Raw genomic sequence first — 18,321 nt, 5'->3', positions numbered from 1 at the left:
GGCTAGATCCGGTTGACCGGGTAGCGGGGCGCCTCACCGCGTAGGACGCGGGCCACCTCGGCGAAGCTCTTGGTCATCGTCTCGCCAAGCGACTCCCTGCTCCAGTGCGCGGCATGCGGAGAGAGCAGGATCCCGTCGACCCCGAGCAGCGGACTGTCGGCCGGCAGCGGCTCGGTCTCGAACGTGTCGAGCGCAGCGCCACCGAGGTGCTTCGCGGCGATGGAGTCGGCGAGCGCCGCCTCGTCGATCAGCCCGCCGCGCGACACGTTGACGACGAACGCGCCGCGCTTCATCCGGGACAGCGCGTCGGCGTCGAGCAGGTGGTGCGTGGCATTGGTCAGCGGAACATGCAGCGACAGAACGTCAGACGCGGCAATCACCTCGTCGGCGTCCATCAGCGTCACGTCCAGCGCCGCGGCGTCTTCGGCCGAGACGGCTGGGTCGTACGCGACGACGGAGAACCCGACGGCCCGCGCAGCGACCGCCACCCGTCGGCCGATCCGGCCCAGTCCGATCAGCCCGACTGTTTGCACATCGGGCCGGTGCAGCGACATACCCAGTCGGCCGTCGCCGAACTTGCCCGCGCGCACGCCTGCGTCCCACGCGACGAGCCGTCGAGTCAGCGCCAGGATGAACGCCATCGCATGCGCGGCGACCTCGTGGAAGTTCGCATCCGGCACGTTGGTCACCTGGATGCCCGCCTGGGTGGCCGCCTCCACGTCCACGACGTCGACGCCGATGCCGCAGCGGTGAATCAGTCTGCACTGAGCCAACTCTGCGATCAGCGGCTCGCGAATCGGTTCGACGGCGACGATGAGCGCATCGGCGTCGCGGGCGGCCTCGAGGAGTGCCTCGGGCGATCCGTCGGACACGGTGACGATGTCGGCGACCTCCCGCAGCGGGGCGGTGACCGCGTGCGGCGGCGTCATCGACGGGTTGGTGATCAGGGCCTTCATGAGTCGACCTCCGCAGTCAGTTCGTCAGTGAGCTTGCGCGCGGCTTTCGCGCCCGCGGTCAGCCACTGCCCATCGGAGCCATAGACCTGCAGTCGCACCCCCGCGCGGGTCATCGCGCGGGCGTGGTCGGGTGTGAAGACCGCACCGGCCAAGACTTTGTCGTGCGTGCGCGCGGCGTCGGCGATGGTGTCCACTGCGGCAAGAGTCTCTGAAGCCCCGATTCCCTTGAGCACGTTGCCGTCCGGGACAGCGCCGATGCCCAGCGCGAGGTCGATGGGGCCGACGAACAGTCCGTCGATGCCCGGGGTGGCGGCGATCGCGTCGACCTCGGCGAGTCCCCGTGCGGTCTCGATCATGACGAGCAGCAGCGGTCCGTCGCCCGAGGTGAAGCCGGCGCCGGGGGAGGGCCGCACCGGTCCGTAGGAGCGTTCGCCGTGTGGCGGGTAGAGCATCGCCGACGCGGCGATCGCGGCCTCTGCCGCGGTGTTGACCATCGGCACGATGACGCCGGCGGCGCCGAGGTCGAGCACGCGCATGATCTGCCACGGCTCGTTGGCGGGGACGCGGACGAGGACGGGCTTGTCGTGCAGTGCGGCAGCGCGCAGCATCGGGAGCAGCGCGCCGAGATCGGCCGAGCCGTGCTGACAGTCGATGACGAGGTAGTCGAGGTCGAGTCTCGCGAGCCCTTCCATGGCGTGCGGATCGGCGAAGGTGATCCACGGTCCGGTGGTGACGGCGCGCTCGGCCAGCGCACGTCGGACCGGCGACTTGGGTTGTGGCGATTCAGGACTGCTCATCGATGCGCTCCTTCGGGAGGGGTGTCGCACACGCCAGCAGACGGGCCGGGGTGCCGACGAGAATCTGGTGCAGGTGGGCGTCGGAGACACCGGCCTCGCGCAGGGCGGGCACGACGGTGGTGGGGACGAAGGTCGGATCCCAGTCCGGGAACGCCGCGGTGTACCCGTCGTCGAGCCAGTCGGTGTGCAGCATCGCGTCGTGGGACACCACGATGCGGTCGGCGTAGCCCTCGTTGCACAGGTCGGCGATGACCGCGACGCGTTCCTGTGTCGTCGCCGTGCCCGGCAGCGCGTAGCCGAACCGGTCCGAGGCGATCGTCGCGCCGGTGTCCATGACGGCCTTGAGGTAGTCGAGATCGGTGGTGTCGCCGCTGTGGCCGATCACCACCCGGGCGAGATCGACGCCCTCGGCGGCGAATAGCTCGAGTTGTTCGAGCCCGCCTCGCGCGTGGGGGTCGGAGTGCGTGGTGATCGGCACGCCGGTCTCACGTGCGGCGATCGCGGCGGCCCGCAACAGTCCCTTCGATCCGCGGGTCAGGCCGGCAGCGCCGGTGACGCACTTGATGATCCCGGCGCGGACGCCGGTGGTGCCGATGCCGTCGACGATGTCGGCCACGAACACGTCGACGAAGAAGTTTCCGCCGCGCTGCCGGGCCAAGGCCTGGCGTATCTCGAAGGTCTTCGACGGCACGTCCTCGGTGTAGAACCCCGTGGCGACGACGATATTCAGATCCACGCGCTCGTTGATCCGGACCAGGCTGGGGATGTCGCGGTCGTGACCGAATACGGTGACGTCGACGATCGTGTCGATGCCGGCGTCCTTGACCCGCTGCAGCCGCGCGACGGCATCGTCGACGGCGGCCTGCTTGCCGTCGGGGAAGGCGATCTCGGGGCGGTCGTTGGCCAGCGCCGCGGACACCGCGAACACGTGCTCGTGCATCAGCGTGCGCCCGAGGTCGGCGCTGGACCGATCACCCCGGACGGTGGCGACGGCCCCGGTGGTCACGACGGTTCCGCCAGTCGGCGGATGCGGACGGGCAGGACGTCCCAGCCCTTCTGGAAGCTGGAGGCACTGCGTACCGCGGCGTCCCCGTCGAAGTCGAATTCTTCCACGGCGCTGAGGAATTCCTGCAGTATCACCCGGCCCTCCATCTTCGCCAGATGGATGCCCATGCAGAAGTGACCGCCGTGGCCGAAGGCCAGCGTCCGCTTCATCTGCCGGTCCCACCGGAACGCGTCGGGGTCGGGGAACTCGCGCGGGTCACGCTGTGCGGACTGGATGAGGAAGATGATGCGTTGCCCCGGCGTCAGGTGGCGACCGAGGACGTCGACGGGTGCGGTGACGGTCCGCGAGAACCATTGCGCAGGACCGCAATAGCGGGACATCTCGTCGAACGCGACGGGCGTGTTGGCTGCCAGGTCGGCGCGGACGGCGGCGAGTTGGTCGGGGTTCTTGGTCAGCTCCCACAGCCCGTGGGAGGTCACCTTGGGCACGGTCTCCACGCCGCCGATCAGCGGCACCACGAGTTGTGCGGCGGCCTCGCGGTCGGACAGCGGCCGTCCCTCGAACGATGCGTTGATGACCCTGTCGACGAGCGGGTGGGCGCCGTCGGCGCCGGCGTCGCGCCGGGTCGTCACGGCGAGGCGGGCGGCGCGGCTGATTCGCTTGAGGCCGTCGAGCGGGTCCAGGCCGAGGGCGGGGTCGCCGATTGCCGCCGAGGACTCGTTTATCGCGTCGCGCAGATCAGCCGCCATCTCGGCGGGCAAGCCCGCGAGGTGGCACATGGTGCGGGCCGTCCAAAGCCCAAAGACTGCAGGCAGATTGAACTCGCCTTGGGCGAGCACGCCGGGCAGGTCGGCTCGCACCATGGCGCGGAACCAATCCTCCAGCGCTGACACCGAACGGGGCCGGAACGGCTGATTCAGGAACCCGCGCAGTCGACCCTGGTGGGGCTGATCCATGCGGGTGAATCCTGCGACGGGGTCCAACGGGAGGGGCGGCACCGGACCGTCGTTACGCGCGAGCATCTCAGCACGCGTCGGCACCGTGCCCTCACGGGCCTCGAACGGCAGCTCCGGGTCGCCGAGCATGTCGTAGACGTCCTGGAACCGCGACACCACCCACATGTCGTAGTCCTCGACGTAGTACAGCGGGTGCTCGTCGCGCAGCCACGCGTAGTACGGGTAGGGGTCGTCGAGGCACTCGGGTGAGAACGGGTCGTAGTGCGTGATCGCGGCACCGGCTGCGCGCATCGACGTCGACCTCCGTTTCACTGAACGTGTTCAGTGGAGTGTGTCGGACCCTGTCGGGCGAGTCAACCCCGAGCCTCGTCGGCGCGACCCGTCGTCGTCCTATCTAGTCCGGCTAGGTACCGTGTGACGGGTGACCACCGCCATGAAGCACGGAATGCTCGCTCTCGGGAGTGCGCTGGCGCTGGTGTCCGCGCCGGTGATCTTCGCGTCGTCCGCATCGGCCCAGACGTGCCCAAGCGGCACGTCACCCACCAGGTGGGAAGGCGTGTGCGCCAAGAGTGGCTCCAACGCGCCTGCGTTCCTCCCGCCGGGATCGACACCGGGTGGCGGTGTCGTGCAGCGACCCAATGAGCTTCCGTCCGTAGGCGGCATCCCCTGCACGCCGGAGCATTACGGCACGTGCCTCGCCCTGCAGCAGAGCGGCGCGTAGACCTCCCTTTGGGTATCGGCCTGCGCTGAACCCTCCATCGGCGATAGTCGTCAACGTCCGCCGCCGCGTCGGTACCTCGCGCTAACCTCCCCGAGGGGTTGTTTGCAAGGGGGAGGACCCGAGTTTGGCCATGACCATCACCGTCACTGAGACGCCGCGTCTCAACAGTTCGGAGCGCAGCACCTGGCAGACGCTCGTCGCCCAACTCGAACCCAATGACCTGCTCGTCCCGGGTCAGCGCGTCACCGACCACCTCAAGGACCACGAGGTCGACTTCGTCGTCGGCATCGAGGGCGCGGGAATCGTCTGCCTCGAGGTCAAGGGCGGCGACGTTTGGCACGACGGCGAGCGCTGGTGGCAGAAGCGCGGCGGCCGCGACAAGAAGATCCATCCGGTCCGCCAGGCCCGCGAGGCCTGCTACGCGCTGCGGGACTACGTCGAGAAGGACCCGCGCTGGACGCAGGAGCGGCAGCGCTGGGATCACGTCGTGGTGCTGCCCCACACCGAGCTGCCCGCCGACTTCGACCTGCCGGATTGCCCGCGTTGGAAGGTCATCGACCGCACCGATCTGCCGCATCTCGTCGACAGGCTTCGCGAGATCCTCGTCACGCAGGAGCAGGACCGCCCGCTGCTGACCCGAGACGGCGTGAAGCAACTCGCAACGGCATTGAGCGGCAGGGGTTTACCGCAACGCGACGTCGTCGCGCGCGCGCTGGCCAACAACGACGCCGCCGACGCGCTGACCGAGCACCAGGCCGTCATCCTCGACGCGATCCGACTGCTCAACCGCGTCGAGGTCCGCGGCGGTGCCGGCAGCGGCAAGACCTTCCTGGCGATGGAGCAGGCCCGCCGGCTTGCCCAGCGCGGCCAGCGCGTCGCGCTGGTCTGTTACTCCCATGGTCTGGCGTCCTACCTCGAGCGCATCGCTGCCACGTGGCCGCGCAACCATCAGCCGGCGTACGTGGGCGAGTTCCACGACCTCGGCAAGAAGTGGGGCGCACCCGCAGGACCCGACGAGGCCCTGCGCACCGAGGACACCGTCAAGTTCTGGGAGCACGACCTCCCTCTCCAAATGGCGGAGCTGGCAGCGGGACTCGCCGTCGGCCACCGCTTCGACTCCATCGTCGTAGACGAGGCGCAGGACTTCGCCGACGCATGGTGGGATCCGCTGCTCGCCGCGCTCAAGGATCCCGTCGAGGGCGGTCTCTACGTCTTCACCGACGAGGGCCAGCGCGTCTTCAACCGCCACGGCGCACCGCCCGTGCCGTTGGTCCCGCTCATCCTCGACCACAATCTGCGCAACACCCGCCAGATCGCGAACGCGTTTCAACCGCTCGTCGACCACCCGATGCGCTTCCTCGGCGGCGAGGGCCCGGCCGTCACGTTCGTCGCGTGTGACCGTGACGAGGCCATGGGGGAGGGCGACGATCAGATCGAGCTACTCCTCGAACAGGGTTGGCGGCCCGAGGATCTCGCGTTGCTGACCACCGGCAGTCGGCATCCCGAACAGGCGGAGCGGCAGAAGGACGGGCACAAGGCCTACTGGGACACGTTCTGGGACACCGACCAGGTGTTCTACGGGCACGTGCTGGGGTTCAAGGGGCTAGAGCGCCGCGCGGTCGTGGTCGTGGTCAACGAGGGAAGCAAGTTCGAGCGCTCCCGCGAACGGCTGTACGTCGGGCTGTCGCGGGCTCGCGATCAACTCGTCGTGTGCGGTGACCCGGACTTCATCCGCGAGGTGGGTGGCCCGGATCTGGCGCGACGGCTGGGAGTGAGCGCGCCGTAACTCCGGCACGGGCTGTCATCAAATGATGACGGCCCCCAGCGAAGACCGGCGCCGCAGAACGGTCCGCGGACGTCGGCGGGCCGCGCTAACATCGAAACAGCTTCACGAGACACCGTCGCCAAGCTCCGACTTGACGGTGCGCCAACCCCACGCTCGTGGGTGGCTCGGATGACGAAGCGGCCGACGTCGACCGACGCCGGCAAGAGCGCCTCCCGCAGCGGAGGCCGGCGTGAGGACCGGACCATGACCGACGATGCCAAGCTGATGCCCTTGTACTGGGGACCGGGTGGGCCGCCGAGGATCAGAGAACTCGTCGACTCGTGGACGCCAGGACGCGGTGACGATGCGACCTGGGGCCCGTACCACGCCGTGCTGTTTCCGCCGCGGCGGACGACGCCGTGGATCAGCTACAAGATCATGAGTACCGGCCGGAACGTCGCGAGAAGGTTGTGGGAGGAGCGCGAGGACAAGCGGCGCGAGTACGAGGCCGTGCACGGCGCCGAACCAGAGTTCTGGCCCACGCGTCATCCCGGGGTCGTCCTCGAGTCGGTGCTGTGGGTGGCGCACTCGGCATGCCTGGGCTGCCGGTGGCTGGAACGCAAGGGTTCGTACATGAAGATCGACGGGTGGCGTGCGTTGGCTGCGGAAGTGGCACTCGGGCATCAGGATTCGCCGTTCTGACTGAGATCCGTTTCGTTGTCACAGCCCCTGAGTAGCGTCCGAGCCATGAACGACGGACGTAGGCGCCGCAGCGCCAAACAGGATCGGCGAAACGCAAAACGAGCACGGGGACGGCAACCGGTCGCCGACGACGCCCTCCTGGTGCGCACCCTCCGCGAGGCGATGAACAAGTCCCCGGCGGCCTTGATCGGCCTGGCCGGTCTCTGGATCAGCTTGGCCACGGCCGAGCCGTCTTCGCGTCCGAAAGAGGAGTCAAGAGATGAGTACTCGTTGCAGGCCTTCGTCTACTCTCTCGTCCTTCGGAAGTATCGCGAGACGACCGCTATGCTCGCGATCCTCGGCGAACTGATCGTCGACGATGACGTTGTCCGCGATTGGTGCCGCCGGGAGGTCTCGACCCGGCATGACCGCATACCGAGGTGGATCGCCCGCCTTTCCACCGTCGAAGTGAGCCGAGTGATGCGTAGGTCGGACGTCCTCGGTGACGTCGACGAGGTGGTGGTGAGTTTCCGGCTCACTGACGCGACAGAACTGACCCTCTGCGCCGTTCTCGATCACAATCACCAGTCGGTGGTCGTTGACTTCTATCTGCTCACGGGTCCCTTGGAAGCGCTGGTTCGGGCCCGCGAAAAATCCGATCCCGAGACGACATTCGTGGACATGGACCCTGCCGACGCCCGTGCCTGGCTCGAGAACGGACTGAGGTACGAGAAGTATGCGCGTCGTTCGCCAGAGTGCCACTACGCCGCACCCATCATGAAGTGGATGGTCGCTCGGCTCCCGGAGGGTGGCACTGCATACGAGAAGCCGGACTGGGACGACGAAGCGATCACGGAGCTGCTCGACGAATTCTTCGCCTCACCCTCGGGCACTCCGTTCCCGAGCGACGACTACCGGGACATGTTGCGAGAACTGTGCGAATCTGGTTGCGGAGACCCGCTGCGGTGGAGCGGCTTTCGCATCTCGAACATCTTGCGGAACCCCTATCGTGATGAACACGTCCCGCTGGAGATCGCTCTGGATGCGCCGGCCATGCTGCGCGCTTACGTACCATTCGCGCACTCCCGTAGCGGGGTCCGGCAGGGCCTGACTCACGACGCGATCAAGACCATCGACGAGATGAGCCGTGACTACAGGCGGCGACTCGTCGACGAGGCGATGGAGTATCTGGACGGCGATGACAATCCGCCGTGGCCAGCCTATCCCGGCCGAGCATCGTGAGGCAGGTAACCGCATGCTTGCACCTAGCAAGCACTATGCAAGCAAACGGGTAGAATCTCAGTCATGCGGACCCTCTACCTGCGAAACGTGCCTGACGACGTCATCGACCGACTCGAGAGGTTGGCCCGCGCAGGAGGAATGTCGGTGAACGCCGCCGCCATCCGTGAACTCGACGCGGCCACGCGGCGGGCGGACAACGCGGCGCTGGTGGCGACCCTGCCGGATCTGAACGTCGCACCCGAAGACATCGTCGCGAACGTCGATGCTGACCGACGGTGATCGTCCTCGATGCGTCGGCGGCGGTGTCCGCGTTGCTCAACGACGGCGAGGCTCGTCGACTCGTGGCGAGCGAGTCCCTGCATGTTCCGCACTTGATCGACGTCGAGGTCTTGAGCGCTTTACGGCGGCAAGTCTTCGCGTCTGAACTCTCGAATAGCCAAGCCGAGCGTGTGCTCGGCGTATGGGGGAGAATCGGTCTCGTAAGCTATGCGGCCGGTCCCTTGCTCGCCCGTGCCTGGACGTTACGGGATTCGATGACCGCATACGATGCGATCTACGTTGCGCTGGCGGAGTTCCTGGATTGTGCGCTGGTGACGGCTGACGCGCGTCTAGCGGGCGCAAGCGGGAAACGCTGCGCTACAACTGTGGTGCCTCGCTGACGTCCATGACGCGGGTCGTCCGAGGCGAGTGGGGCTCGGACGGCTGACCTAACCTGCATCTCCCGGCCACCCCACGAGCGCCATGTCCGCCACGGCGTGCAGATCAGCGCGGCTGGCACCGCTGCGGGCCTGGATGGCGATGCCTTGACACACGGCCGCGACCCAGCGGGCTAGCAGCAGGGGGTCGACCCCCGTTAGCTCGGGCGCAGCCTCGAAGCGCGCGGCGAGTTGGTGCACGGTCGCGTCGCGCATCTCGGGTAGACCCGGGGCTTCTCCGACGGTCAGGCATCCGCGGATCTCGCCGCTGACCGTGTCTGCCGCTCCATGCATCATCGCCTCGGAGACCTCGCGTGCGGTGGGTCGGGCCAGGGCCTCGTGCAAATAGCCGCCGGGGCCGGCGAGGTAACGCCGCATCGCTCGTTCGAACAGGTTCTCCTTTGATCCGAACTCGTCGTAGACGCTGCGACGGTTCACGCCTGCGGCGGCGGTGACGTCGGAGATCGACACCCCGTCGAATCCGCGTTCCCAGAACAGTTTCATCGCCGCGTCCTCGACCTCGTCGGGGTCGAATTCCCGTGGCCGTCCGACCGTCATCGCAGACCGCCCTTTCATGTGATGCCGGTCACAGCTGGAATGCATCTAGCGCGACAAGGCTTGACCTGAGCGTACTTAGTAACAAACCGGTTCGTAATTACGAGGAGGCCACGCAGTGAGCACAGCACCCCTGACGGGACGTCGAGCAATCGTCACCGGCGGTTCCCGCGGCATCGGGGCGGAGATCGTCCGGCGCCTGACCTCAGAGGGCGCCGCGGTGGCATTCACCTACTCCGCCTCCGGCGCCGACGCAGAAAAGCTCGTCGCCGACGTCACCGCCAACGGCGCCAAGGTGGTGGCCATCCAGGCCGACGCCGCCGACCCCGCCCAGACCGCGAACGCAGTCGATCGGGCCGTCGCCGAACTCGGCGGCCTGGACATCGTGGTGAACAACGCCGCGGTCGCCCACATGGCGCCGATCGGCGAATTCCCGGGGGAGCAATTCGACCGTCTGGTCGCCATCAACATCGGCGGCATGTTCTGGACGACCCGCAGCGCGATCAAGCACCTCGGGGAGGGCGCGCGGGTCATCAACATCGGCAGCATCAACGCCGACCGCGTACCGGGACCCGGGGTGTCGGTGTACGCGATGACGAAGGGCGCGGTGTCCTCGTTCACCCGTGGGCTCGCCCGCGAACTCGGCCCGCAGGGCATCACGGTCAACAATGTGCAGCCGGGCCCGATCGACACGGACGCCAACCCCGACGCAGGCGACTTCGCCGAAAGCCTCAAGCTCGTCACCGCTCAGGGCCGCTACGGACACACCACCGATGTTGCGTCCTTCGTGGCCTTCCTGGCCGGCCCAGAGTCCGGATACATCACCGGCGTCAACCTCAACGTCGACGGCGGCTTCACCGTCTAATCGCAGCACCCAAGTCATCGCATCGAACTACACAGGGAGACAACGAACATGAGCACTACCAATTTGGCTGGACGGCGAGCACTGGTCACCGGAGGATCGCGCGGCATCGGCGCGGAGATCGTCCGCCGACTGACCGCGGACGGCGCCGCGGTGGCCTTCACCTACTCCTCCTCGGCGACGTACGCCGAGAAGCTCGTCGCCGAACTGAGCGCAAACGGAGCGACGGTCGTGGCCATCCAGGCCGACGCCGCCGACGCGGCTCAGACCGCCGCCGCGGTGGACCGGGCCGTCGCCGAGCTCGGGGGCTTGGACGTCCTCGTCAACAACGCGGCGATCGCCACTCTCGCCCCGATCGACGAGTTCACTGCCGAGCAGTTCGACCGCATACTGGCGATCAACATCGGCGGTGTCTTCTGGGCGGCCCGCAGCGCGTCTGCACACCTGGGTGATGGTGGACGGATCATCAACATCGGCAGCGTGAACGCCGACAGGGTTCCCGGGCCCGGGGTCTCGGTCTACGCGATGACGAAGGGTGCGGTCTCGTCGTTCACCCGTGGCCTCGCCCGCGAGCTCGGCCCGCGCGGTATCACCGTCAACAACGTGCAGCCGGGCCCGATCGACACGGACATGAATCCCGACGAAGGTGATTTCGCTGAGAGCCTGAAGGCGATCACGCCGCTGGGTCGCTACGGGCGCACCAGCGACATCTCCGCACTGGTGAGCTTCCTGGCCGGCCCGGAGTCCGGCTACATCACCGGCGCCAACCTCAACGTCGACGGCGGTTTCACCGTCTGACATCGTCCGGCTGACGGCGTCATCAGCAAACATCCGCCGTCCTCAAATGTCACACTCGGCTGGAACAATGGGTGAGTGAAGCAACCAGCCACGAAACGCATCCACATCGTCGAAGGGCCCGATTGGCGCGAGTCGATCGTCGCGCTACTGGACTCGCGCTCGCCCTGTCGCCCATGGCGATACGGCTTTGGTGAGGCACACGAGGGCGATCCCGTCGCCATCGTCCTGCACACCGAACCACGCACCGTCATGACGACGGTGGCGCGGATCGGGGCGGATGGGCGGCGGGACCGCGCTGTGGCCAAGCCGGGACTGACGGGCTCGGGCCTCGTCGACATCGATTCATTGGTGATGCTGACTCGGTTCGACACGGGCGCCGACCCGCGCGACGCATGGGTGCTCTACGGGGACGACGCGACTCGCCTCAAACGGGCGTTGAAGCGCGCCGATCGACGACGCGACAAGTCGATGCGATACGGCCACTCGTCTCTGACCGCGGCGCGGATTCTGCTGCGCTCCAGAGGGCGCTGCAGCGGGTGCAGCGAGTTGCTCGACCTGACAGGAGAAGACGCGACGGAGGCGTTTCGCATCCACACAGTCGATCAGCCGCTACGGGATGCGCCCGAGGTGCTCATCAAGGAGGAACCATTCCCCAGTTATAAAGAGCAGGGAATCCCGGACCGTTGTTGGCTCCCGCGGCTACCCGCCGACTGGCCGGGCGTCGTATGCCGAAGGTGTTGTGCCCGAATGGAGGCGGCGGGGTACACCAACTTGCTCGACTTCCGCTTCTCACAGCACCCGGAGTGTCGGAAGTGCGGCGGACGACGGGTCCAGGTGGCGCAGTTCGGGATGCCGGTCAACCCGGACGTCTACTGGGACACCTCGCCCTGGATCGACTGGCGGGGGTGTGTGAACGACGGAGGCAAATGGACGTGCACCGACTGTGGGTACCAGTGGTGACTGCGCTACCGACTGATCGCGTCCAACCGCTTCGTCAGATGGGATACGCCCTTGATGTCGAGATCCAGTGCGAGTGAACCCAGATGGATGTCACCGTCTGCATGCCGCAGGAACTTCGGCAGCGCCTCGACCACGTCGACCAGCTCCGCGATGAAGTCGCGGTAGCCCTGCAACAGGCGGTTGATAACCCGCGCGCACTCCGCGACGACGTCGCCGTAATAGGAAGACGGAGTGACGCGTCGGCAGCGTTCCGACAACTCGAGTAGCCGGTCGTGGTAGTCCATCAACCGGTTGGCGACGTGCTCGATGGCCTCGGCGTCCCCGCCGTGCTCATCGCCGGGATTCAGCGTCGCCATGAATGCAGGTGCGGCCATGAAGTCGTCGATCTGCCGGGCTGTCGACAGCATCTCGTCGACGAACCCGAAGAGGATTCTGGCCAGTTCTGTCCCCGAGTACACGGGGACTCCGACTGATGGGCTGAACCCCAGCTCGCTATCTCGTAGGCGCGGCAGCACGTTGTTGCGCCGCTCAACCAAGACCGACGCGAACAGCGCCCACGTCCACCCCGGCGGCTTCTCCCTCACCAGCGTTGCGAGTCCATCGGCGGTCGTGGCCATCGTCGCGACCGCGACGGAATCGTCGTCTACGTCCTCGTCCGACCCCGGCAAGGCTGGAGGTGGCGACAGCGCGTCGGTGGCAGAGGCGCCCTCGGGCCCGTACACGGCGCGGCTGTCCCCGGCGATCGTCCACCGCATGTGACGGTCGGCCCGCAGCTTGAGTTCTTCTTCACGCGCGGCGGCCAACTCCCTGCGCTCGTCGGCCTGCCGGACGAGGGCTCGGCCGACGAAGAACAGCCCGACCACGGCCGCCGCGCCAACGATCCACCAGATGTAGGTGACGATGAACCCGATCACCAGCATCAGCAGGAATACCGCAGCGAATCCGCTGCCGGAATCGGAGTTCCCCCTCGCCATGGAGAAACGGTACGAGGGGGCACCGACAACCTGGCGCGGCGCGACCCTGGTACTCGAGGTGACACTTCGTGAACGGCCCCGCGCTTCGTTCTGGTGACACCTGGGGCTCCAGTGACTTGCGCCCACCTAGTGCGCAGACCTGATTGACTCTGCGCATGGATCCCAGGCACCGGATGCACAGCCCGGTCGCGCGCATGACGGGTAGTGCGCTCGTCGGGCTCGCGGCCACGGGCGTCGCGGCCTCGATGGGCCTGCGCTGGTTCTCCCTGGCTCATCGGGTGGGACGTGCTCGCGGTGACGTACATGGTGTGGACGTGGGCGGTGGTCTGGCCGTTCGACGCAGCGCAGACCGCCTTGCACGCCGAGCACGAGGAGCCGGGGCGTCAGACGGTGTTCGCGCTGATCCTCTCCGGAGCGCTGGCCAGCCTCGTCGGCGTCGGACTGCTGCTGACGAAGGCGCGACCGGACGACTTGGGAGTCATCGCGCCTGCCGTGGCCGTGGCCAGTGTCGTCATCTCCTGGCTCGCCGTACACACGCTGTATGCGCTCACCTACGCCAAGGCCTACTTTCAAGAAAAGCCCGTCGGTGGAATCGATTTCAACACCGACGAACTGCCCCGCTATAGCGACTTCGCCTACGTCGCCTACACCGTCGGCATGAGCTTCGCGATCTCGGACACGAACCTGACGTCGTCGAGGATGCGGGCCACCGCCATCAAGCACGGCCTGTTGTCGTACGTGTTCGGCTCGGTGATCGTGGCCACCGTGGTCAACCTGATTGCGTCGGGAGCGTAGGCGGGTCTGAAAACGACGAGTCGCAGAATGACGACGGCGGGCAAGATTTCCTTGGCAAATACTCGGTTGCAGCGACAAAACGATTCATCGACATCGTCAATAATTGGCGATATATTCGGCTATGGCCTGCGAGAACGCCGATGTGCCCGCCGTTTTGCTGTCGCAGTCTCAAGCCGAGGCTGCAGTACTCTGTCTCATCAACGAGCGTCGCGCCGACGAAGGCGTCCCGCCTTTGACCTTGAACCTGGCGCTCCGTACCGCCGCCCGCGAACACGCCACCGCCGCAGCGGCGATCAAGTGGTGGGACGGCGGCGGATCCGTAATACACACCAATCCGGTGACAGGGAAGAACGAGCAGGAGCGGATCAGGGAGGCGGGATACTGCCCACTGAATCCCGATGGGGTGCCGAGGAGCGAAAACGGTTACACCTCTTGGTATACCGGAGGTCAGGCCTATGCGGGCGACACCTCACCCGCAGCTGCGGTCGAGTGGTGGATGAGCAGTCCTGGGCACCGTAAGACACTGCTTGACCCCCAGTACCGAGAGACCGGCGTCGGGATCATCCGCGGCACTGCGGTGTCCAGCGCACCCCCGGACGCAGACGGGGCGATCTTCGTTCAAACCTTTGGAGGCTGCGACAAGACCGATCCACTCGTCGACACCGAGCTGTGGGGGTTCGGTGGGAACGGCCGCGGTCAAGTGGGCGACGGAAGTGGTGCACCCGAACACGATCGGCCGGTACACCCCGCTGACTTCGAGGAGTTCATTGCCGTCGCCGCATCCCGCCACAGTATCGGCCTGAAGGCCGACGGCACCGTGTGGACTTGGGGACCGCGCGAGAACAAGGGTCCCTTTCCGGGAGGGAGCGACGTACCCGTGCAAGTTCCCGGACTCAGTCAAGTTACGGCCATTGCAGCGGGGTACGAACACAATCTGGCCATCACGAGCGACACCCGGGTATGGGCGTGGGGCGACAATAGGTACGGGCAGTTGGGTGACAACTCCGGGCAAGACCAAGAGACCCCGGTTCGCGTCCGCGGTCTGACCGGCGCAGTGTCCGTGGCGGCCGGTTGGGGCCACAGCATCGCACTCACTCATGACGGACGTTTGTGGGGATGGGGAGGGAACTATCACGGCCAGCTCGGCATCGGCTCGTACGACAACCAAAAGCTCGCAGTGCCGATACCGCATGTCTTCAACGCTCCTATCGCGTCGATCGCCTGCGGCGATGACCACACGCTCGCTATTGAACGTGGAACCGGCCAACTGTGGTTGTGGGGCTGGAACAGCAGTGGGTGCTTGGGCACCGGCACGCTGGCGATGATGGACAGCAAGGTGCCCCTTCAACCGGGGCCGATCGGCGAGTTCAGTGGTGACGGCATCGTGTCCGCGGGCGGCGGTTTCGGCACAAGTTACGCCGTTGATTCCTCCGGCCGCGTATTCGCCTGGGGCGGCAACTGGTTCGACCAACTTGGCCCCGGCCACAGCCACATACTCGAGGATCCGTCCGCATATCGGATCGCTCGAATAGACGACGCAATCAGTCTGTCTGCAGGCAGTTTTCACTGCCTAGTGCTGCGACGGGACAAGACGCTGTGGGGCTGGGGAAGCAACTCGGTCGGCCAACTCGGACGGGGCGTGCAAACGGGCCCGCCGCAACCACCCGGCCGTGTCGTGCAACTGAAGAACGTCACGGCCTACTCGGGTGGCTACGTGCACTCCCTCGCCATTGGTCAGGACGAGAACAAGGAGTGACGTCCACAATTGCCGTGCTGTGCCGTGTCGGACGACCCGGTAACTGACTTCAGGTCAAAGCGAGCGTGTGGCGACGGCGAACATGTCATCCTTCGGCCGGAGGCCGGTGCGGTGCATCGGCGAGATCGAAACGAGAAGGTTGTCGCGTGCGAGAAGCGCCGCCATTGCGGACTGTGTCGGCCGATCCATCGACGATTCGGAGTCGCCCCGTCGAATACGTCGGAGTGTTGTTGGGGTCCGCAGCAGCCGCGATGATCGTCGGCGTCGGCGTCGGCGTCGGCATCGCTCACGCCGACGAAGGCGCTTCCCCGGCGTCGGACCGAAGCACCGAGTCCAGTGAGCAATCAGATGCGTCCACGGCCACCGGACCGAGTGCGGAACCGAACCAAACCACCGTGGCGGACCTGCCGTCAGGCGGTAATACGAAGACCGATACCAGCGCGACGTCGAGCGCCTCGCAGAACGACGACGACGCAGGCACCGGCAATGGCCGGATCCTTGCGAATCAGACCCCGACCGTCGACCGTCTGGACGCAACGCCGGCCACCCCGGCGCAGTCGATCGACGACGAAAACACCCCCGACGCCAAACCCGAACCAAGCGCTGCCGAAACACCTGTCGCAGAACCGAAATCGGACCCTGCGACCCCCAAGGACCCGGAGCCGCTGACGCCCGTGATCGTGCCCACGGGTCGCCAGGAAGGCGACGCCGACGTGCGCGCGCCGGCGCTTGCGCATTCAACCCCATACCGTTCAGCCGCGGCCGCGCCACTAACGACGGTTGCCGCACTCCCGCCGCTCCCGAACCTCCCGCAGTTAATGCGGCAGCTCACCGGGCTGACGGTCGACGCTGCGGCGTTCAGCGCCTCACTGGTCAGCGCCGTCGCCTATCAGGTCGCGCAGACGCTCGGCCCGAACTTCTTGGGCGGCGGGCCGCACTACGCCGCGCTGACCGTCGCCAACTTCGCGGCCGACATCAGCAGGCAGGTCACCGGCACGCCACCGACCGCGTCGGCAGGGCCGTTCCCAGTGAACTACGGGGTGTTCAACCCGCTGGCATGGCTCAACCCCTACGCCATCCCACCGGGCGCCAACGATCCGGCCATCACCGTCACCCCCGCCCACCCGCTGCCGATCATCCTCGTCAACGGCACCACGGAGACCCAGGCCTACAACTGGAGCGTCGGGGCGCCCGTGCTCGCCAACGCCGGCTACAAGGTGTACTCCTTTGCCTACGGTGCCTCGACGACCATCCCGGGCTTCCCGTTCGGAGGCGTCGCCGACGTCGCCCAGTCGGCCCAACAGCTGTCCGCGCAGATCGACGCCGTACTCGCCGAGACGGGCGCCTCGAAGGTCATCCTGGTCGGCCATTCGCAAGGCGGCGGGATTCTGCCGGCGTACTACATGAACGTGATGGGCGGCGCTGACAAGGTGTCGCAGCTGATCGGCATCGCCCCGAGTAACCACGGGACCGACGTCAACTACGCGGCATACGCCTTGACGCTGCCCGTCCTCGGGCCGCTGCTCACCGGGCTCCTGAGCGCGACGCTGCCTTCCCTCGAGCAGCAAAGCATCACGTCGCCGTTCCAGCAGATCGTCTACGGCAACGGGGACACCAGGCCCGGCGTTCTCTACACCACCATCGTGTCGACCTACGACGAGGTGCTGACGCCGTACACGCAGCAGTTCCTCGACGGTCCGAACGTCACGAACATCGTCATTCAGGATCAGCACCCCGGGTTCATGGGCGGCCACCTGAGCGTGCTCGTCAATCCCGCGGTGTGGTCCTACGTGCTGGACGCGCTCGAAGCGAACCCGGCTGCCAATCCGCTGCTGGCACCGCTGGCGCAGATGGCCGTATGAACGGCCGACCTACCGCTTGACCAGCGTGAACTGCCCCAACTCGCTGATTCCACGCTTGAAGAAGTCGCTGCACCCGGTCAGGTACTTCATGTACCGCTCGTAGACCTCCTGCGACGTCGCGGCAACCGCTTCGTCGTGGTGGGCCTCCAGTGCCTCGGCCCAGATGTCGAGCGTCTTCACGTAGTGCTCGTCGAGCAGCTGCTTCTCCTCCAGCGAGAAGCCCGCGTCGGCCGACAGCGAGATGATGTCCTCGTCGCACGGCACCGACCCGCCGGGGAAGATCTCCTTGGCGATGAACCGCATGAACCGCAGGTCGGTCATCACGATCGGGATGCCCATCTCTGGCCAACGCTTCAGGGGATGGCCGAGGATCGCCTGGATGAGCATGCGGCCGTCGGACGGCAGGACACTGCTGCAGAACTGAAAGAACGGGGCGTAGCGCTCCTGCGGGAACGCCTCGATCGCCTCCAGGCTGATGATGCGGTCGACGGGCTCGTCGAACTGCTCCCAGCCCATCAGCAGCACCCGCCGGGAACGCTCGCTGTCGATGCCATCCAGGAGTTCCTGCGCGAACTTGCACTGGTTCTTGCTCAACGTCAGGCCGATCACGTTGACGTCGTACTTCTCGATGGCACGCTGCATGACCGAACCCCAGCCGCACCCGATGTCGAGCAGCGTCATGCCCGGCTCGAGGTTCAGCTTGCCCAGCGCCAGATCGATCTTGGCCATCTGCGCTTCTTCGAGTGACATGTCGTCGCGTTCGAAGTACGCGCAGCTGTAGGTCCGCGAGGGATCCTGGAACAGCCCGAAGAAGTCATCGGAGAGGTCGTAGTGAGCTTGCACCTCTTCGAAGTGCGGCTCCATCTCCTTGCGTGACTGCGGTGGCTTCACCGTGCTTTCAACCATGCCCCGACCAACTTCCATCCGACTGCTTCGGACT

Annotated in this window: 19 protein-coding genes and 1 riboswitch; of the genes, 12 read left to right on the top strand and 7 right to left on the bottom strand. The window is 66.6% G+C overall.

Annotated elements, in window-relative coordinates:
* Positions 1-2: 2 nt before the first annotated feature.
* The 4 genes from G6N61_RS14180 to G6N61_RS14165 are packed head-to-tail and all read right to left on the bottom strand — an operon-like array spanning position 3 to position 4,006.
* Positions 3-956, bottom strand: coding sequence for a C-terminal binding protein (locus G6N61_RS14180; RefSeq protein ID WP_163919102.1), 954 nt, complete (start codon positions 954-956; stop codon positions 3-5).
* On the bottom strand, positions 953-1,753 hold the full coding sequence (locus G6N61_RS14175; RefSeq protein ID WP_163919101.1) for an HpcH/HpaI aldolase family protein: 801 nt from the start codon (positions 1,751-1,753) through the stop codon (positions 953-955). The genes G6N61_RS14180 and G6N61_RS14175 overlap by 4 nt, the downstream gene beginning before the upstream one ends.
* Complete coding sequence (locus tag G6N61_RS14170; protein ID WP_198339340.1) at positions 1,740-2,759, bottom strand: phosphotriesterase family protein; 1,020 nt, start codon at positions 2,757-2,759, stop codon at positions 1,740-1,742. The genes G6N61_RS14175 and G6N61_RS14170 overlap by 14 nt, the downstream gene beginning before the upstream one ends.
* Positions 2,756-4,006, bottom strand: a complete 1,251-nt coding sequence (locus tag G6N61_RS14165) for a cytochrome P450 (protein WP_163919100.1) — start codon at positions 4,004-4,006, stop codon at positions 2,756-2,758. Before G6N61_RS14165 ends, G6N61_RS14170 begins: the two co-directional genes overlap by 4 nt.
* A gap of 130 nt (positions 4,007-4,136) precedes the next feature.
* On the opposite strand from G6N61_RS14165, the gene G6N61_RS14160 reads away from it, so the two are divergent.
* From G6N61_RS14160 to G6N61_RS14135, 6 genes are all read left to right on the top strand, one after another.
* A complete protein-coding gene (locus G6N61_RS14160) occupies positions 4,137-4,436 on the top strand; it encodes a hypothetical protein (protein ID WP_235887534.1) in 300 nt (99 codons plus the stop codon).
* A 130-nt stretch (positions 4,437-4,566) separates the two neighbouring features.
* The gene (locus tag G6N61_RS14155) at positions 4,567-6,222 is read left to right on the top strand and encodes an ATP-binding domain-containing protein (protein ID WP_163919099.1); all 1,656 of its coding nucleotides are present in this window, start codon (positions 4,567-4,569) and stop codon (positions 6,220-6,222) included.
* Between the two features lie 100 nt (positions 6,223-6,322).
* Positions 6,323-6,434: riboswitch (SAM riboswitch) on the top strand.
* Positions 6,391-6,903, top strand: coding sequence for a hypothetical protein (locus tag G6N61_RS14150; RefSeq protein WP_179973624.1), 513 nt, complete (start codon positions 6,391-6,393; stop codon positions 6,901-6,903). Its footprint overlaps the riboswitch before it by 44 nt.
* Positions 6,904-6,948: 45 nt before the next feature.
* Positions 6,949-8,124, top strand: coding sequence for a hypothetical protein (locus G6N61_RS14145; RefSeq protein WP_163919098.1), 1,176 nt, complete (start codon positions 6,949-6,951; stop codon positions 8,122-8,124).
* A gap of 63 nt (positions 8,125-8,187) precedes the next feature.
* Positions 8,188-8,403 carry an antitoxin gene (locus tag G6N61_RS14140; protein WP_163919097.1) on the top strand — a complete coding sequence of 72 codons (216 nt, stop codon included), beginning with the start codon at positions 8,188-8,190 and terminating at the stop codon, positions 8,401-8,403.
* Complete coding sequence (locus G6N61_RS14135; RefSeq protein ID WP_163919096.1) at positions 8,400-8,783, top strand: type II toxin-antitoxin system VapC family toxin; 384 nt, start codon at positions 8,400-8,402, stop codon at positions 8,781-8,783. Before G6N61_RS14140 ends, G6N61_RS14135 begins: the two co-directional genes overlap by 4 nt.
* Positions 8,784-8,831: 48 nt before the next feature.
* Here G6N61_RS14135 and G6N61_RS14130 read toward each other — a convergent pair whose 3' ends face one another.
* Positions 8,832-9,377, bottom strand: a complete 546-nt coding sequence (locus tag G6N61_RS14130; protein WP_163919095.1) for a TetR/AcrR family transcriptional regulator — start codon at positions 9,375-9,377, stop codon at positions 8,832-8,834.
* 115 nt (positions 9,378-9,492) lie between these two features.
* Between G6N61_RS14130 and G6N61_RS14125 the strand changes: the two genes are divergently transcribed.
* The 3 genes from G6N61_RS14125 to G6N61_RS14115 all read left to right on the top strand — a co-directional run bounded on the left by G6N61_RS14125 (position 9,493) and on the right by G6N61_RS14115 (position 11,994).
* Complete coding sequence (locus tag G6N61_RS14125; protein WP_163919094.1) at positions 9,493-10,239, top strand: 3-oxoacyl-ACP reductase family protein; 747 nt, start codon at positions 9,493-9,495, stop codon at positions 10,237-10,239.
* A 48-nt stretch (positions 10,240-10,287) separates the two neighbouring features.
* Positions 10,288-11,034 carry a 3-oxoacyl-ACP reductase family protein gene (locus G6N61_RS14120; protein ID WP_163919093.1) on the top strand — a complete coding sequence of 249 codons (747 nt, stop codon included), beginning with the start codon at positions 10,288-10,290 and terminating at the stop codon, positions 11,032-11,034.
* Between the two features lie 75 nt (positions 11,035-11,109).
* Positions 11,110-11,994 carry a hypothetical protein gene (locus G6N61_RS14115; RefSeq protein WP_163919092.1) on the top strand — a complete coding sequence of 295 codons (885 nt, stop codon included), beginning with the start codon at positions 11,110-11,112 and terminating at the stop codon, positions 11,992-11,994.
* Between the two features lie 5 nt (positions 11,995-11,999).
* Here the strand turns inward: G6N61_RS14115 and G6N61_RS14110 are convergent, their stop codons facing one another.
* Positions 12,000-12,968, bottom strand: coding sequence for a hypothetical protein (locus tag G6N61_RS14110; protein WP_163919091.1), 969 nt, complete (start codon positions 12,966-12,968; stop codon positions 12,000-12,002).
* Positions 12,969-13,271: 303 nt separating this feature from the next.
* Between G6N61_RS14110 and G6N61_RS14105 the strand changes: the two genes are divergently transcribed.
* The 3 genes from G6N61_RS14105 to G6N61_RS14095 all read left to right on the top strand — a co-directional run bounded on the left by G6N61_RS14105 (position 13,272) and on the right by G6N61_RS14095 (position 17,381).
* The gene (locus G6N61_RS14105; protein WP_235887636.1) at positions 13,272-13,763 is read left to right on the top strand and encodes a DUF1345 domain-containing protein; all 492 of its coding nucleotides are present in this window, start codon (positions 13,272-13,274) and stop codon (positions 13,761-13,763) included.
* 121 nt (positions 13,764-13,884) lie between these two features.
* Positions 13,885-15,519, top strand: coding sequence for an RCC1 domain-containing protein (locus G6N61_RS14100; RefSeq protein ID WP_163919090.1), 1,635 nt, complete (start codon positions 13,885-13,887; stop codon positions 15,517-15,519).
* Positions 15,520-15,749: 230 nt separating this feature from the next.
* The gene (locus tag G6N61_RS14095) at positions 15,750-17,381 is read left to right on the top strand and encodes an alpha/beta fold hydrolase (protein WP_163919089.1); all 1,632 of its coding nucleotides are present in this window, start codon (positions 15,750-15,752) and stop codon (positions 17,379-17,381) included.
* 9 nt (positions 17,382-17,390) lie between these two features.
* Here G6N61_RS14095 and G6N61_RS14090 read toward each other — a convergent pair whose 3' ends face one another.
* On the bottom strand, positions 17,391-18,287 hold the full coding sequence (locus G6N61_RS14090; protein WP_163919088.1) for a cyclopropane mycolic acid synthase family methyltransferase: 897 nt from the start codon (positions 18,285-18,287) through the stop codon (positions 17,391-17,393).
* Positions 18,288-18,321: the final 34 nt, after the last annotated feature.

Source organism: Mycolicibacterium arabiense, from assembly GCF_010731815.2.
GTDB lineage: Bacteria > Actinomycetota > Actinomycetes > Mycobacteriales > Mycobacteriaceae > Mycobacterium > Mycobacterium arabiense.
This window is presented reverse-complemented; position numbering and strand designations above follow the sequence as displayed.

Bases quoted from the DNA above. Each gene is read 5' to 3' on its own strand.
- G6N61_RS14180 (WP_163919102.1), bottom strand. From the start codon at position 956: ATGAAGGCCCTGATCACCAACCCGTCGATGACGCCGCCGCACGCGGTC.
- G6N61_RS14175 (WP_163919101.1), bottom strand. From the start codon at position 1,753: ATGAGCAGTCCTGAATCGCCACAACCCAAGTCGCCGGTCCGACGTGCG.
- G6N61_RS14165 (WP_163919100.1), bottom strand. From the start codon at position 4,006: ATGCGCGCAGCCGGTGCCGCGATCACGCACTACGACCCGTTCTCACCC.
- G6N61_RS14155 (WP_163919099.1), top strand. From the start codon at position 4,567: ATGACCATCACCGTCACTGAGACGCCGCGTCTCAACAGTTCGGAGCGC.
- G6N61_RS14150 (WP_179973624.1), top strand. From the start codon at position 6,391: ATGACGAAGCGGCCGACGTCGACCGACGCCGGCAAGAGCGCCTCCCGC.
- G6N61_RS14145 (WP_163919098.1), top strand. From the start codon at position 6,949: ATGAACGACGGACGTAGGCGCCGCAGCGCCAAACAGGATCGGCGAAAC.
- G6N61_RS14140 (WP_163919097.1), top strand. From the start codon at position 8,188: ATGCGGACCCTCTACCTGCGAAACGTGCCTGACGACGTCATCGACCGA.
- G6N61_RS14130 (WP_163919095.1), bottom strand. From the start codon at position 9,377: ATGACGGTCGGACGGCCACGGGAATTCGACCCCGACGAGGTCGAGGAC.
- G6N61_RS14120 (WP_163919093.1), top strand. From the start codon at position 10,288: ATGAGCACTACCAATTTGGCTGGACGGCGAGCACTGGTCACCGGAGGA.
- G6N61_RS14110 (WP_163919091.1), bottom strand. From the start codon at position 12,968: ATGGCGAGGGGGAACTCCGATTCCGGCAGCGGATTCGCTGCGGTATTC.
- G6N61_RS14105 (WP_235887636.1), top strand. From the start codon at position 13,272: ATGGTGTGGACGTGGGCGGTGGTCTGGCCGTTCGACGCAGCGCAGACC.
- G6N61_RS14100 (WP_163919090.1), top strand. From the start codon at position 13,885: ATGGCCTGCGAGAACGCCGATGTGCCCGCCGTTTTGCTGTCGCAGTCT.
- G6N61_RS14090 (WP_163919088.1), bottom strand. From the start codon at position 18,287: ATGGTTGAAAGCACGGTGAAGCCACCGCAGTCACGCAAGGAGATGGAG.